Genomic DNA, 15,359 nt, shown 5'->3' on the forward strand with positions numbered 1-15,359 from the left:
CCGGGAGGCGCTCCCTGTCCGGTGAGTGACCGCGCTGTCCGGTGGAGTGACCATGCCCGCGGGACGGGACGATCCCCGAGATCGCCCCGTGCCCTCTTCCCCCCGCGGCTAGACTGCGTAGCAATCAGGCTCACAGCGTCGTGTGTCTGCCCTGCGCCCTGCGGGGATGACCCTCCGCGCCCTTCACGGTGGCAGGCCGACGGGCCGCCACCTGCCCCGTCGCCGCCACCTGCCCCGCCGCCGTGGCGCGGGGACGATCGTCAGGACTGGAGCCCACGTGAGCAAGCCCGTAGTTCTCATCGCCGAAGAGCTGTCGCCCGCCACTGTCGACGCACTCGGTCCGGATTTCGAGATCCGGCAGTGCAACGGCGCTGACAGGGCTGAACTGCTCCCCGCGCTCGCCGACGTGGACGCCGTACTCGTCCGGTCAGCGACCAAGATCGACGCCGAGGCCATCGCTGCGGCGAAGAAGCTCAAGGTGGTCGCGCGCGCCGGTGTCGGGCTCGACAACGTCGACGTTCCCGCCGCCACCAAGGCGGGCGTCATGGTCGTCAACGCGCCCACCTCGAACATCGTGACCGCCGCCGAGCTGGCCTGCGGCCTCCTCATCGCCTCGGCCCGCAACATCCCGCAGGCCAACGCCGCGCTGAAGAACGGCGAGTGGAAGCGCAGCAAGTACACCGGTGTCGAGCTGAGCGAGAAGACGCTCGGCGTCGTCGGCCTCGGCCGCATCGGCGTGCTCGTCGCGCAGCGCATGTCGGCGTTCGGCATGAAGGTCGTCGCCTACGACCCGTTCGTGCAGCCGGCGCGCGCCGCGCAGATGGGCGTCAAGCTGCTCTCGCTGGACGAGCTGCTGGAGGCTTCGGACTTCATCACCGTCCACCTCCCCAAGACCCCGGAGACGCTGGGCCTCATCGGTGACGAGGCGCTGCGCAAGGTCAAGCCGGAGGTGCGGATCGTGAACGCCGCACGCGGCGGGATCGTCGACGAGGAGGCGCTGGCCGCCGCCGTCAAGGAGGGCAGGGTCGCGGGCGCGGGGCTGGACGTCTACGCCTCCGAGCCGTGCACCGACTCGCCGCTCTTCGCCTTCGACCAGGTCGTCGCCACCCCGCACCTGGGCGCCTCGACCGGCGAGGCGCAGGAGAAGGCGGGCATCGCCGTCGCCAAGTCCGTACGGCTCGCGCTCGCGGGCGAGCTGGTTCCCGACGCGGTGAACGTCCAGGGCGGGGTCATCGCCGAGGATGTACGCCCGGCACTGCCGCTGGCCGAGAAGCTGGGCCGGGTCTTCACCGCGCTCGCGGGCGAGGTCGCGATGCGGCTCGACGTCGAGGTGTACGGCGAGATCACGCAGCACGACGTGAAGGTGCTGGAACTCTCCGCGCTCAAGGGCGTGTTCGAGGACGTCGTGGCCGAGACGGTCAGTTACGTCAACGCGCCGCTGTTCGCGCAGGAGCGCGGCGTCGAGGTCAGGCTGACCACCTCCAGCGAGTCGGCCGAGCACCGCAACGTCGTCACCGTGCGCGGCACCCTCGCCAACGGCGAGGAGATCTCGGCCTCCGGCACCCTGGCGGGCCCCAAGCATCTCCAGAAGATCGTCGCCATCAACGGCCACGGCGTCGACCTCGCGCTCGCCGACCACATGGCCTTCCTGCGCTACAGCGACCGTCCCGGCGTCGTCGGCACCGTGGGCCGGATCCTCGGCGAGGCGGGCATCAACATCGCGGGCATGCAGGTCTCCCGCGCCGAGGAGGGCGGCGAGGCGCTGGTCGCGCTCACCGTCGACGGCACGATCGGCGCCCCCGTCCTCGCCGAGATCGCCGGTGAGATCGGCGCGACCCGGGCACAGGGCGTGAACCTCAGCGAGTGACAGCGTCCGGTCGCGCGTCACAGTTCGGTCGGTCGCGGGGCACAGCGTCCAGCCGCCAGTGACGGATACGGCGGGGAGAGGGCCGGAAGGGAGCGTTCCTTCCGGCCCTCCGCCGTATGCGTGTTCGGACGTGATCGGTAGGGTCTGCTCCCCATGGGGACACGCAGGGAGCAGAGGGGCGTGGAGTGCGACTGGATCGCGCCCACCGAGGTCGAACGCGCGCTCGCGGAGGCCAAGTCCCGTGCGGACTGGGACGGTTACCTCAGCGTGCTGACCGGCGCCGAGGTCTTTCTCTACGTCTTCAAAAAGGACCTGGACAAGCACACGGCGCAGCCCCGGCTGCGCCGTGACCGTGACGGCGGCTGGTGCGTCCACGTCTATACGCGCGGCGCGCTGCTGCGCGAGCCGCGCGAGCAGTTGGTCGCGGTGCGCCTGGACAGGCCCGAGCGGCTGTGGAAGCGCTGGAAGCTCTCCGACTCCGCCTACACCGGCCTCCTGGTGAACCCCGGCACCCCCACCGAGGCGTTCTTCCCCGGCCGGCGGAGCCTGGCACGCCGCTGGCGCACGCTCGCCCGTGCCCGCGGCGTATCGGCGCCGCGCCGCGAGGAGAACGTGCTGCTCACCCGCCGCACCGGCGTACTGGAGGGCCCGCTCGCGCACGGCCTGGCCTGCGGCGCCCATCTCGCCGTCGCCAACGCGGTGTTCTGGAACGATGTGGGCGATGTGTACGTCGATCACCCCACCGAGGTCGAGCTGCTGCGTGACCTGTGGGACGTCACCGACCACGAGAGCTGGCGGCGGGAGCTGACAGCGCTGCTGGAGGGGCGCAACAGCCCGCCCCAGCCCGAGTTCGTCCTCGCCGTCCGCGAGGTGGTGGAGGAGCGCTACGGGAAGCCCGTCACGGCGGGTCAGTGGCGCGAGACCGCCGTACAGAGCCTTCTGGACGCGGCCGACGACACCCCGGGCGAGGAGGAGTACGAGGCGGCGATGGCCGTGGTCACCGCCGTCACGGGCCAGATACTGCGCTACGAGGCCCGCTTCCGCGCCGACGGGCTCCTTCCCCCGAGCGGCAGGGTCCGCTCGGCCCTCGCCTACGACTACGGCCGCGCCGTCAACCTCGCCCGCTGGGGGAGAGGCGCGCGCTACGCCACCACGCCCCAGGCCGAGGAAGCCGTGCTGCGCGCGGGCGAACTGTGCCGCGCCACCTACACCTCCTGGGCCGAGCTGTCGGCAGGCTATGTGCTGGGCCGCGCACTCCGCTTCGACCAGGAGTCCTTCGGCGACTGGTACACCTCGGCCCTCACCCCGCACCGCATCCTCACCAGCGACCCCGAGAGCCCCTGGCGCACCCTCTCCTTCACCCTCACCGAGGGACCGGGCTGACGCCGGCGCGCCGGCCGGACGGCGGGTGCCCGCTCAGGCGAGGGTCGCCTCGCCCGTCGGGGCCCGCAGCCGCGCCGTTTTGAGCGCCATGTGGAGAAGCAGCCGGTCCTCGCCCTCGTCGAGGTCGAGCGTGGTGAGGCGTTCGACGCGCGAGAGCCGGTAGTAGAGCGTCTGGCGGTGGATGCCGAGCGCCGCAGCAGCGCGCCCCGCCTGCCCCGCACAGTCGAGGAACACCTCGGCGGTACGGGCGAGTTCGCGGTGTGCCGGACGCAGCAGTTCGCGCACGACGGGGTCGGGGGCGGCCTCGTCGGTGCCGGGGAGCCTGGCCAGCATCCGGTAGGGCCCGATCGCGTCCCACTCGGCGACGGCGCCGGGCACCGAAGCGGCCCGCGCCGCACGCGCGGCGGCCAGGGCCTCACGCCAGGCGGGCGCCAGTTCGGCCACCCCGGTGCGCGGCGCGCTCAGCCCCGCCGTGGGCGTACGCGGGTCAGGCGCCGCCGTGGCCGGTGAGCGCAGCAGGCGTTCGGCCGCTGTACGCGCGGGTTCCAGGCCGTGCGGACCGCGCAGCCGTACGAGGGCCGCGAGCGCTCCGTCCTGTACGCACTGCGCCGCGAGCCGGGGGAGGCCGGCGGGCACGCGCCCCGCCGCGTTCGCTGTGCTTTCCGCGGTTCCTGCCTTTCCCGCGGGCCCTGCGTTTACGGCGTTTTCTGTGGCCCCTCCGTCCTCTCCACCGGGCCAGGGCAGCACGGCGACCAGGGCCAGCGGGCCCGAGGCCGCGGCGCCCAGCGCGCCGCGCAACCCCGCGACCGCCTCGTCGTGTTCGGCGCCGCCCCGCTCGTCGAGCACGGCGCTCAGCAGCTCTCCGGTGCGGGCCTCGGCGCGGGTCTGCGCTGCCAGCAGCGCGCCCGTACGGTCGGCGACCGCCATCGCGGCGGCGAGCCGGGGGTCGTCGAGGCCGATCGCGCCGTCGTCCAGCAGCCAGATGTAGCCGTAGACGACGCCCCGGTCCCGTACGGGCAGACAGATACGGCCGTTGACCACGCCCGCCGCCGGGTCGGGAGGGACGCGGACGGGCCCGGTGGCCCTGGCGATGCCGAAGCTCTCGAAGAAGGCCCGCACGGCCGGGGTCGAGCGGCGCTGCAGGATCGTACGGGTGCGTACCGAGTCCAGCGGCAGGTCGACCACGCCGTCGGCACCTCCGGAGTCCGTGCCCTCGTGCGCGCCGAAGGCGATCAGCGCGAAGTCGCGCCCCTCCAGCGTCGCCGGGGTGCCGAGGAGCTGCGAGACCTCGTCGATCAGCGCCTGATAGTCCTCGCGCATGGAATCCGGCTCTCTCCTGTGCTGTGGTGCTGCCACGTGGCCCGCCGTGCGGGGCCCGCGCACCCATTGTCATACATCTGTCTGAGATGCAGGGCACGGACGCGTGACAGCTGTCGATGGCAGCGCGGCGCCGCGATCCTTACGTTCTGGGAGTACCCCTGCTCGAAGAGTTCGGGGGAGGCTCTCGCGCTCCCGTGCGGTTGAGCCGCGTACAAGAACAATGTGGAGGTGCCCCGTGCTGGGACCCGTGCTTCTCGCCGCCGCGCGCAGCGACAGCATCCGCCGCCTCGTCTCGGCCGCGCCGGTCACCCGCCCGATGGTGGACCGTTTCGTGGCGGGCGAGCAGCTCGACCACTGCCTCCGGGCCGTACGGTCGCTGGCCGACCGGGGCATGGAGGTCACCATCGACCACCTTGGTGAGGACATCACCGACAGGTCGGAGGCGGTCCGCAACCGAGACGCCTATCTGGCGCTCACCGACGCCCTCGCGTCCTCCGGACTGGCCGAGCACGCCGAGATGTCGGTCAAGCTCTCGGCCTTCGGCCAGGCGCTGCCGGGCGGGCACGATGTGGCGTACGACAACGTGCTGCCCGTCGTCGAGGCGGCGACCGCTGCCGGAACGACGGTCACCCTGGACATGGAGGACCACACCACGGTCGACTCCACCCTCGCGATCCTGGCCGACCTGCGGCGCCGCTTCCCCGGCACGGGCGCCGTGCTCCAGTCCTACCTGTTCAGGACCGAGGAGGACTGTCACACGCTGGCCGGTGAGGGCTCCCGCGTCCGCCTGGTGAAGGGCGCCTACAACGAGCCGGCCCACGTCGCCCACCAGGACAAGCACGAGGTCGACAAGGCGTACGTGCGCTGCCTGAAGATCCTGATGGCCGGCAAGGGCTACCCGATGGTCGGCTCGCACGACCCCCGGATGGTGGCCATCGCACAGGAACTGGCCGGGCGTTACGGTCGGAAGCAGGACGAGTACGAGTTCCAGATGCTCTACGGCATCCGCACGGGTGAGCACGAGCGGCTGGTGGCCGAGGGCCACAGGATGCGCGTGTACATCCCGTACGGCACCGACTGGTACGGCTACTTCATGCGCCGCCTCGCGGAGCGCCCGGCGAACATGGCGTTCTTCTTGCGTTCGCTTGTCACCAGGGGGTGAGAAGGATGACCCTCACGCTTCCTTCCGGCCGGGGGTCCGGGGGTTGTCCCCTGGATGAGTGCAGCTTGCGTTCGCTTGTCACCAGGGGGTGAAGAGGATGACCGTCATGCTCGCTTCCGGCCGGGGGTCCACGTTCCCCCGGGTGAGCACAGTCCGCGTCGGCTCGCCACGCGTGGCCGGCCCGGCGTAGGCGCCCGCACCGCCCCTGCCCACAACTTCCCTCCCGCACCACTGATCGAAGGAGACACGGCCATGGACGCTGTGACCCAGGTCCCCGCCCCGTACAACGAGCCGGTGCACAGCTACGCGCCCGGCAGCCCCGAGCGCGCGCGCCTGGAGGCCAAGCTCAAGGAGCTGGCCGAGAACCCCGTCGACCTGCCGATGACGATCAACGGCGTCAAGCGCATGGGCGGCGGCGAGCGCCACAACGTCGTGCAGCCGCACAACCACAAGGCCGTCCTCGGTACCTACGCCGACGCCACGCGCCAGGACGCGCAGGACGCCATCGACGCGGCCCTCGCCGCCGCCCCGGCCTGGCGCGCGCTGTCCTTCGACGACCGCGCGGCGATCATCCTCAAGGCCGCCGAGCTGCTCTCGGGCCCGTGGCGCGAGACCATCGCGGCCTCGACCATGCTGGGCCAGTCCAAGACCGCGCAGCAGGCCGAGATCGACGCGCCCTGTGAGCTGGTCGACTTCTGGCGCTTCAACGTGCACTTCGCCCGCGAGCTGATGACCGAGCAGCCGCTGGTGCAGCCGCACGGCGTCTGGAACCGCATGGACCACCGCCCGCTGGAGGGCTTCGTCTACGCGGTCACGCCGTTCAACTTCACCGCCATCGCCGGCAACCTGCCCACGGCCCCCGCGCTCATGGGCAACGTCGTGATCTGGAAGCCCTCCCCGACGCAGACCCACTCCGCCATCCTCCTCATGGAGCTGCTGGAGGAGGCGGGCATGCCCAAGGGCGTCATCAACCTGGTGACGGGCGACGGCAAGGAGGTCTCCGAGGTCGCGATCCCGCACCCGGACCTGGCCGGCATCCACTTCACCGGCTCGACCGCCACCTTCCAGCACCTGTGGAAGTCCGTCGGCGAGAACATCGCGGGCTACAAGTCCTACCCCCGTATCGTCGGCGAGACCGGCGGCAAGGACTTCATCGTCGCCCACCCCTCGGCCGACCCGAAGATCCTCAAGACCGCCATCACCCGTGGCGCCTTCGAGTACCAGGGCCAGAAGTGCTCGGCGGCCTCCCGCGCCTACGTCCCCCGCTCCATCTGGGACAGCGGCTTCAAGGACGAGCTGGCGGCCGAGGTCGAGAGCCTGGCCATGGGCGATGTCACCGATCTGTCGAACTTCCTCGGCGCCGTCATCGACGACCGTGCCTTCGCCAAGAACAAGGCCGCCATCGACCGCGCCAAGGCCGACCCGACCTGCGAGATCGTCGCGGGCGGCAGCTACGACGACAGCGTGGGCTACTTCATCAGCCCGACCGTCATCGCCTGCTCCGACCCGGAGGACGAGGTCTTCAAGACCGAGTACTTCGGCCCGGTCATCGCCGTCCACGTCTACGAGGACGAGCAGTGGGACGCGATGCTGGACCAGATGGAGTCGGCCTCCGCCTACGCGCTGACCGGCGCCGTCCTCGCGCGGGACCGCGCGGTGCTCGCCGCCGCTTCGGAGAAGCTGCGGTTCGCCGCGGGCAACTTCTACCTGAACGACCGGCCCACCGGCTCGATCGTCGGCCAGCAGCCGTTCGGCGGCGCGCGTGCCTCCGGCACGAACGACAAGGCCGGCTCGAAGTTCAACCTGATCCGCTGGTCCTCGCCGCGCGCGATCAAGGAGACCCAGGTCGCGCCGACCGACTACCGGTACCCGCACATGGGCTGACCCCCCGCGGTCCCTGTGCGATGAGGGCCCGGCCCCTTCCTCCGCCCTCCTCCGGCCTTCGGCCGGGGGAGGATCCCCAGGAGGAGGGGCCGGGCCCGTCTTTTGTGTGGGGCTCGTCTCAGATAGTAGGAAGGCCAACTAATTGGCGAGACATGACGGCCGTTCGCTCCTATCTTTGTAGGAGCCGAACGTCCCGCTCCATCGAGCGTCGGCGGTCGAGGATCCGTACTTTTCGCAGGCGACCCCTGCCGCACGGACCGCTCCCGCCCCTTCCGGCCGCATCGCAGATCTCTTCGCGTTCTCCGTGCGCAGTGCAGAAGGAGTTGCTTTCCATGGCCACCACCACCGCTCCCCACACCGCCCCGGCCTCCCGCACCCGCCGTTCCCGCGCCGCCGCCCGCCTCCGTGAGGAGGAGCGCCGTCAGGCAGCGGCTGCCCTCCAGCGCGCCTTCGACCGCCGCGGCTGAGCCTTCGCAGCTTCCCGGTCCCTTACCGTTCCGCTACCGTTCGCCGTCCTCAGCGGTGCGCCACCGCGAAGTGGTCGATGCGCCGCCCTGACTCGGCGAGGGCTGTCACTTCGAGCGAGGGCTGTGTGCCGGGCCGGGACTCGACCGCGAGGAACGAGTAGCCGGTGTAGCGGATACGGGACCACTCGACCCGGTCAGGTGCGCGGACCCGCCCCTTCGTCCAGCGGAAACTGCGCACGCTGTCCCTCTCGTTCAGCGCGCCCTCGTAGCTGTCGGGCGCGGGGAAGTCGTACAGCTCCTTGCCCGCGCCGCCGGCGGTGACGTACACCGTTCCGTCCCGGGACGGAACGGTCGTCTCGCCGACGGCGAGCTTCCGCTTGCGCTCGCCGCCCCGTACGGGGTCCGTCCGTTCGTACACGTGGTTGTGCCCGTTGACGACGAGATCGACATGGTGCTCGTCGAAGAGCCCGGTCCACGCGTCGCGTACGCCGCCGTCGGACGCGTGGGTGCTCGTGGAGTACGCGCAGTGGTGGAAGAAGACGACGACGAAGTCGAGCCCCGGGGTGGCACGCAGCCGCTTGAGCGTGCGGGCGAGCCAGCGCGTCTGCGCCCCGCCGGTGTGGCCGCGGTTGGCGGGGATCTCGTACGAGACATCGTTGGCGTCCAGCGCGACGACACCGACGTTGCCGTACACGAACGCGTAGACGCCGGGCGCCTTTTCGGGGTCGGGGCCGTTGTCCGGGAGGAACCAGCGCGCCGACTGGCCGCCGTATCCGTCGGGTGAGTACCACGCCTCCATGTCGTGGTTCCCGGTCGTCACCATCCACGGCACCCGCGCGGCCACGGACTCGGTCTGGGCGAGGAACTGGTCCCACACGCGCGCGTCGTAGGTGTCGGACTCCTTGCCGTGCCCCGAGCTGTCGGCGTAGCAGATGTCGCCGGCGTGCAGATGGAAGGCGGGGTTCTGGCCCAGCAGGAGCTGGTCGTTGGCGAGCGCGTCGTAGCTGACGCCCTGGTCGCCGAACGCGGTGAAGACGAACCCGCCGTCGGCCGCCGACGGCGCTGTGGTGAACGAGCCGACGGTGCCCAGGCGTTCGGCCGAGGCCGGGTCGAAGCCCTCGTGGCCGATGCCGTAGTAGTACGTGGTGCCGGGGCGCAGCCCGTCGAGTCCGGCGTGGAGATAGTGCTGTTCGACCTCGGGAACGTCGCGCCCGAGCGACGGTGTGCGCAGGGGGCGCGTCTCGGCATCGACCTTGCGGCCCAGGTCCCAGGGCTTGAGGCCGACGCGCACATAGGGGCCGCGTACGGCGAACGGGACCTGCCAGGAGATCCGCATCTGGGTCTTCGGGTCGGCGCCGAAGGCGAGATGGCGGCCGAAGGGCGCGACGAGCGAACCGTCCACCTTCACGGGCGAGACGGCGAGCGTGGGCCCGGCCGGCGCCGGTTCGCCGCTCAGCGCGGAGTCCGAGCCGGCGACGAGTCCGGTGGCTCCGGCCGCGCTCGCCGCGACGAGTCCGCCGCCGTACAGCACCCCGCGCCGCGAGGGCCCTGAGCGCGCGCCGCGGGTACGGGGCGCCAGCTTCTCGCGCAGATACGCGTGCTGCTCGGCCATGCTCATCCGCGCGGCCAGCCGGCCGGGGATGCCCACGTTCGGAAGGTCGTTGGCAGTCATGGAGAACACGTTCCCCGCGGGTCACAACTCGCGGAAGACCCGCGGGAGTACACGCGGTGAACGGCGCCCGACCGGCACGGCGACGGCACGATGTCGTGCCGGGGTCGGCGTCCGCCATGTGGAACGGTTGTGTCAGGCGCTGGGACGCGGAGTAGGGTCTCCGCCATGTCTCGCAGCATCAGCCTCGCAGTGATCCCCGGTGACGGAATCGGCCCTGAGGTCGTCGCCCAGGGCCTCAAGGTCCTGTCCGCCGTCCTCCCGCAGGACGTGAAGCTGGAGACCGAGGAGTACGACCTCGGCGCGAAGCGCTGGCACGCGACGGGGGAGACCCTCCCGGACGCCGAGATGGAGCGGATCAGGCAGCACGACGCGATTCTGCTCGGCGCCATCGGCGACCCGAGCGTTCCCTCGGGGACGCTGGAGCGCGGCTTGCTGCTCAAGCTCCGCTTCGCCTTCGACCACTTCGTGAACCTGCGCCCCTCGAAGCTGTTCCCCAACACCACGTCGCCGCTCGCGGGCGATCCGGACATCGACTTCGTCGTCGTCCGCGAGGGCACCGAGGGGCCGTACGTCGGCAACGGCGGCAGCATCCGCAAGGGCACCCCGCAGGAGGTCGCCAACGAGGTGAGCGTGAACACCGCCTTCGGTGTCGAGCGGGTCGTCCGGGACGCCTTCGCGCGTGCGCAGGCCCGTCCGCGCAAGAAGCTGACGCTGGTCCACAAGAACAACGTCCTCGTGTACGCGGGTCACCTGTGGAAGGACACCTTCGACCGGGTCGGCCAGGAGTTCCCCGAGGTCAGCACCGACTATCTGCATGTCGACGCGGCCACGATCTTCCTGGTCACCGACCCGGCGCGGTTCGACGTGATCGTCACCGACAACCTCTTCGGTGACATCATCACCGACCTCGCCGCCGCCGTCAGCGGCGGTATCGGCCTCGCGGCCTCGGGGAACATCAACCCCTCCCGCGCGTTCCCCTCGATGTTCGAGCCGGTTCACGGCTCGGCACCCGACATCGCGGGCACCGGCAAGGCGGACCCCACCGCCACGGTGCTGTCCGCCGCGCTCCTTCTGCGCCACCTCGGCTACGAGGCCGAGGCCGAGCGCGTCGACGCGGCGGTCACCGCCGACCTCGCCGAGCGCTCTGGCGCGGTCCGCACCACCGATGAGATCGGTGACGCGCTGGCGGTACGAGTAGCGAGCTAGGGCTCGGAACTCCCGCTTCTCCAGCGGCCGGGCCCGGTGCCCGGCCGCTGTGCTGCGTGCAGCTGTGCTACTCGGCGGTCGGGTGCCACCATCTCTCACAGGACCGCCCACCCCGTGGCTTCTGCACCGCTCCTCTCGCGCGATAATCGAACGTGAGGCCGCTGTACGAGGTAATGCTCGGACGTCCACGTACCGGTTTCGGCTACCGGACGTGCCGGGGGGCGCGGTCCGACACGACACAAGCGAAGGACGCGCTGACATGACGACGCCCCGAATCGATTTCGATCTCAAGCCCTCCGCGCAGCCGCTGCCTGCGGCGGAGCGCGACGCGGTGCTGGCCGACCCCGGCTTCGGGCGGTACTTCACCGACCACATGGTCACCATCAAGTGGACCGAGGGCCGCGGCTGGCACGAGGCCCAGCTCCAGCCGTACGCGTCGCTCCAGATGGACCCCGCCAACATGACGCTGCACTACGCGCAGTCGATCTTCGAGGGCCTGAAGGCGTACCGGCAGCCCGACGGCTCGGCGGCGGTCTTCCGCCCGGACGCCAACGCGCACAGGTTCCAGCGCAGCGCGCGCCGCCTGGCCATGCCCGAGCTGCCGGTCGAGACCTTCATCGAAGCCTGTGAACTGCTGGTCAAGCAGGACAAGGACTGGGTCCCCGGGGTCGGCGAGGAGTCGCTGTACCTGCGTCCGTTCATGTTCGCGAGCGAGGTCGGGCTCGGTGTGAAGCCCGCCAACGAGTACACGTTCATGGTCATCGCCTCGCCCGCGGGCTCGTACTTCCCCGGTGGCGTGCAGCCGGTCTCGGTCTGGCTCTCCGAGGAGTACGTGCGCGCTGCACCCGGTGGCACGGGCGAGGCCAAGTGCGCAGGCAACTACGCCGCCTCGCTCGTCGCCCAGGCCGAGGCGGCCGAGCAGGGCTGCGACCAGGTGGTCTGGCTGGACGCCGTCGAGCGCCGCTACATCGAGGAGATGGGCGGCATGAACCTCTACTTCGTCTACGGCGAGGGCGCCGAGGCGAAGGTCGTCACCCCCGAGCTGACCGGCACGCTGCTGCCGGGCATCACCCGGGACTCGCTCCTCCGGATCGCCGCCGACCTGGGGTACGCCACGGAGGAGGCCCGTATCTCCACCGAGGACTGGCGGCTGGGCAACGAGGACGGCTCGATCAGCGAGGTCTTCGCCTGCGGTACGGCGGCCGTGATCACTCCGGTCGGCGAGGCGAAGTCCGCGCGGGCCGCGTGGAAGGTCGCCGACGGCGGCGCCGGCGAGATCACCATGAAGCTGCGCGAGACGCTGCTGGCGATCCAGACCGGCCGCGCAGAGGACACGCACGGCTGGATGCACAAGCTCGACTGAGCCGCCTCGACGAGCCGCCACGACGGTGAACTCGTGAACCCGGCTGAGCCGGCACGACGGTGAAGGGGCCCCGAGCAGGCTGCGCGGGGCCCCGTGCGTGTGCCCGCCGGCGGTCGGCCGGTGGCTGATCAGCTGCTGGTCAGCCGGTCGGTCGGCCGAGGGAACGCCGCCGGGTCAGTAGACGCTGACCCCGTAGGCCGAGAGCGCCTCGGGTACGGGCTGGTGGATGGCCGAGCCCTGGGTGCCGGTGCAGCCGGACGAGCCCGAGTGGATGCCCAGCGCCGTGCCGCCGGAGAAGTGGGCGCCGCCGCTGTCCCCGCCCGCCGAGCAGGCGGTCGTACGGACCATGCCCTCGACGACGTTGCCGCTGCCGTAGTTGACGGTGACACCGGTCGCCGTGACGGTGCCGCTGGTGACCTTGGTGGTGCTGCCGCTCTTCTGGATGTTCTGGCCCACGACGGCGTTGGCCGCGCCGGTGATGTCCCTGCTGCTGCCGTTGTAGAGGTTCACGGAACCGCCGGGGTTGGAGCCGTCGCTGTAGCGCACGAGGCTGTAGTCGTTGCCGGGGAAGCTGAAGCCCTCCTGTTTGCCGATGGCGGGACCGCCGGACACCGCGCTCCAGTTGGTTGCCGACTCGGAGCAGTGCCCCGCTGTGACGAAGAACCGGGTGCTGCCCTGGGTGACGTTGAACGCGGCCGAGCAGCGCACTCCGCCGCCGTATATCGCGTCACCGCCGAGCACCTCCTCGCGGAACGTGCCGGGTACACGGGTGACCCGTACGGCGCCGTCCTGGCCCTTGGCCACGGTGCGCAGCCGGGCCAGCGCGGTGGCCGAGACGGTGGAGTCGGCCTCCACCACCACCTGGTTGCGTCTGGGGTCCACGCCCCAGGAGGTGCCCGGAGTGGCGGCGCGCTTGTCCAGCGCCGTCATGGCGGCGCGCAGATCGGCGGCGCTGTGGCGTACGCGCTGCGCGGCTGCGCCCGCGGCCCGTACCTGCTGGGCCGCGCTCTCGCTGGTCACGGTGACGACCAGCTTGCCGGTCTCCGCGTCGAGATAGCTGCCCGCGCTGCGGGAGCCGAGCGTGCGGTCGATCTTGGAGTCGAGGGCGTAGTCCGTCGTGGACGCCCGGACACCCGGGTCGCGCTGTTCGGTAGCGGGGGCGGGGGCCTGGGCAGAGCCCGAGGCCGCTGCCAGCGTGGTGGGGATGAGCGTCAGCACGGCGGCGCTGACGACGGCGAGAGTCGCACGCTTGCTCAGCACGATGGCGTCTCCACTTCATGGCTCTGGTATGAACCTGTCAAACGCAGAAGTAAACAGCGGAAACCGCCGAAGCGCGAGAGGGTGCGCGCCCCCGGTGTCCCCAACAAGGGGAACTGCGGCCGGAGTTGAGGTGTCCCTACAGAGAGACGGACTCCCGGCCCGGTGCGAAGGTTGTACGTAAAAGCGCGGATTGTCCCGTACATGAGGGCTCTGCTTGGATGCCGTATACGCCCTCCTGACGGAGGAGGGCACGGGGGAATCCGTACTTCAGGGGGAAACGCACCATGCGCAATGCCAAGCGCGCGGCTCTGGGAGCCGCGCTTGTCTCCGCCGTCACCGCCACCTTCGCCGTGCCCGCGCTCGCGGCGCCCGGGGACACGGCGGCCGAGAAGGCCGCGACGCCGCGCACCGAGCGGATCAGCGTCGCGGCCGACGGGACCGAGGCCAACGGGCCTTCCCGCGAGGCGAGCGTCAGCCGCGACGGCACGCTCGCCGTCTTCACCTCGGAGGCGAGCAATCTCGTCGCGGGGGACGACAACGGCGCGGCCGACATCTTCGTCAAGACGCTGGCCTCGGGGAAGACCGAGCGCATAGCCGTAGCGGGCCGTACCGCCTCCGAACCGGTGCTCAGCGCCGACGGCAAGGTGGTCGCCTTCACCACCGAGGACGGCGGAGGCGACAGGCGCGTCCACACCCACGACCTCGCCACGGGGAAGACCGAACAGATCAAGACCCCGACGATCTCCTACGACGTCCAGGGCCGGAACCCCGCGATCAGCGCGGACGGCAAGTACGTCGCCTTCATCGGCACCCCGCCGCCCGGCGAGGAGGAGAACGCCTGGATCTACCTCAAGGACCGCGAAGGCGGCGGAACGCGTGCCTTCGCGCACAGCAAGCCCGACTGGCAGGACCGTACGGTCTCGGACCTGACCATGGACGACAAGGCGACGAGGTTCAGCTACCGCTACAACTTCACCACCGGGCCGCGCGCCGACTGCTGCGACGTGTTCGTACGCGACCTGACCAACAGCGCGCTCACCCAGCTCGACGGCAAGAGCACCAGCGACCAGCAGCGGGGCCGGGACTCCACCCAGCCCGTCACCACGGCCGACGGCCGCTTCGTCACCTTCCAGTCCGGCGACGACGGTCTTGTGCCGGGCGACAACGACAAGGCGGTCAACGCCTTCGTGTGGAACGCCGAGACCGGGAAGCTGCGGCGCGTACCGGGCAGGCACGGCAAGGGCTCCTTCTCGCGCTCCCCGGTCCCCAGCCCCGACGGCAAGGCCCTCCTGTACGCGGGCGAGGGCACCTCACCCACATACCTCCTCGACCTGACCACCTCGGCCCCGGCCCGGCAGATCACCCCGAACCCGGCCGGCAACTACGTGGAGACCACACCCCACGCACTCTCCAACGCCGCCAAGACAGTGGCTTACGCCACCCCGGACGCCCTCACCACCAAGGACACCAACGAGGACTGGGACATCTACGTGGCCCACGCCTAGGCCCCTCGCGGGGGGCCTCGCCGCCTCGTGGGGCCTCGCCGCTTTGGTGCTGTTTCGTCGCCGTCCTCGCGCCGTCCGTGACTGGTCGCGCAGTTCCCCGCGCCCCTTGGGGGTGGGGCCGCTTCGCCGCCGTCCTCGCGCCGTCCGTGGCTGGTCGCGCAGTTCCCCGCGCCCCTAAATACCCACGGCGAGCCCTCCCCCGCGGCGGAGGGGCCCACCCCCTCCCCGCCGCGACGGCGAGCCCCTCAGCGGCGCTGTCCGGCGGTGCCG

Annotated in this window: 11 protein-coding genes; 8 read left to right on the plus strand and 3 right to left on the minus strand. The window is 71.1% G+C overall.

The genetic code is table 11. From position 1 onward, the window contains the following. Positions 1 to 277: 277 nt before the first annotated feature. Both serA and NMN56_RS11095 read left to right on the plus strand, forming a co-directional pair. Positions 278 to 1,867, plus strand: a complete 1,590-nt coding sequence (gene serA / locus NMN56_RS11090; protein ID WP_274044161.1) for a phosphoglycerate dehydrogenase — start codon at positions 278 to 280, stop codon at positions 1,865 to 1,867. Positions 1,868 to 2,020: 153 nt separating this feature from the next. Next, a complete protein-coding gene (locus tag NMN56_RS11095; RefSeq protein WP_274044160.1) occupies positions 2,021 to 3,250 on the plus strand; it encodes a DUF1266 domain-containing protein in 1,230 nt (409 codons plus the stop codon). Between the two features lie 33 nt (positions 3,251 to 3,283). On the opposite strand, the gene NMN56_RS11100 is transcribed toward NMN56_RS11095, so the two are convergent. Further along, the gene (locus NMN56_RS11100; RefSeq protein ID WP_274044159.1) at positions 3,284 to 4,570 is read right to left on the minus strand and encodes a PucR family transcriptional regulator; all 1,287 of its coding nucleotides are present in this window, start codon (positions 4,568 to 4,570) and stop codon (positions 3,284 to 3,286) included. Between the two features lie 235 nt (positions 4,571 to 4,805). Between NMN56_RS11100 and NMN56_RS11105 the strand changes: the two genes are divergently transcribed. From NMN56_RS11105 to NMN56_RS11115, 3 genes are all read left to right on the plus strand, one after another. Then, complete coding sequence (locus NMN56_RS11105) at positions 4,806 to 5,732, plus strand: proline dehydrogenase family protein (RefSeq protein WP_274044158.1); 927 nt, start codon at positions 4,806 to 4,808, stop codon at positions 5,730 to 5,732. A gap of 252 nt (positions 5,733 to 5,984) precedes the next feature. Further along, positions 5,985 to 7,616 carry an L-glutamate gamma-semialdehyde dehydrogenase gene (pruA, locus tag NMN56_RS11110; protein ID WP_274044157.1) on the plus strand — a complete coding sequence of 544 codons (1,632 nt, stop codon included), beginning with the start codon at positions 5,985 to 5,987 and terminating at the stop codon, positions 7,614 to 7,616. 332 nt (positions 7,617 to 7,948) lie between these two features. After that, positions 7,949 to 8,083 (plus strand): hypothetical protein, encoded by a 135-nt coding sequence (locus NMN56_RS11115; protein WP_274044156.1) that lies wholly within the window; start codon positions 7,949 to 7,951, stop codon positions 8,081 to 8,083. A gap of 49 nt (positions 8,084 to 8,132) precedes the next feature. Here NMN56_RS11115 and NMN56_RS11120 read toward each other — a convergent pair whose 3' ends face one another. Then, a complete protein-coding gene (locus NMN56_RS11120; RefSeq protein WP_274044155.1) occupies positions 8,133 to 9,755 on the minus strand; it encodes a purple acid phosphatase family protein in 1,623 nt (540 codons plus the stop codon). Between the two features lie 165 nt (positions 9,756 to 9,920). Between NMN56_RS11120 and NMN56_RS11125 the strand changes: the two genes are divergently transcribed. Next, on the plus strand, positions 9,921 to 10,961 hold the full coding sequence (locus tag NMN56_RS11125; RefSeq protein WP_274044154.1) for a 3-isopropylmalate dehydrogenase: 1,041 nt from the start codon (positions 9,921 to 9,923) through the stop codon (positions 10,959 to 10,961). Positions 10,962 to 11,220: 259 nt separating this feature from the next. After that, positions 11,221 to 12,324: a branched-chain amino acid aminotransferase gene (locus NMN56_RS11130; protein WP_274044153.1), complete on the plus strand. Its 1,104-nt coding sequence runs from the start codon at positions 11,221 to 11,223 to the stop codon at positions 12,322 to 12,324. Between the two features lie 174 nt (positions 12,325 to 12,498). On the opposite strand, the gene NMN56_RS11135 is transcribed toward NMN56_RS11130, so the two are convergent. After that, positions 12,499 to 13,584 carry a S1 family peptidase gene (locus NMN56_RS11135; RefSeq protein WP_430542528.1) on the minus strand — a complete coding sequence of 362 codons (1,086 nt, stop codon included), beginning with the start codon at positions 13,582 to 13,584 and terminating at the stop codon, positions 12,499 to 12,501. Positions 13,585 to 13,868: 284 nt separating this feature from the next. On the opposite strand from NMN56_RS11135, the gene NMN56_RS11140 reads away from it, so the two are divergent. Further along, positions 13,869 to 15,089 (plus strand): TolB family protein, encoded by a 1,221-nt coding sequence (locus NMN56_RS11140; RefSeq protein ID WP_274044152.1) that lies wholly within the window; start codon positions 13,869 to 13,871, stop codon positions 15,087 to 15,089. Positions 15,090 to 15,359: the final 270 nt, after the last annotated feature.

This window comes from Streptomyces iconiensis, assembly GCF_028657195.3.
GTDB classification, from domain to species: domain Bacteria; phylum Actinomycetota; class Actinomycetes; order Streptomycetales; family Streptomycetaceae; genus Streptomyces; species Streptomyces iconiensis.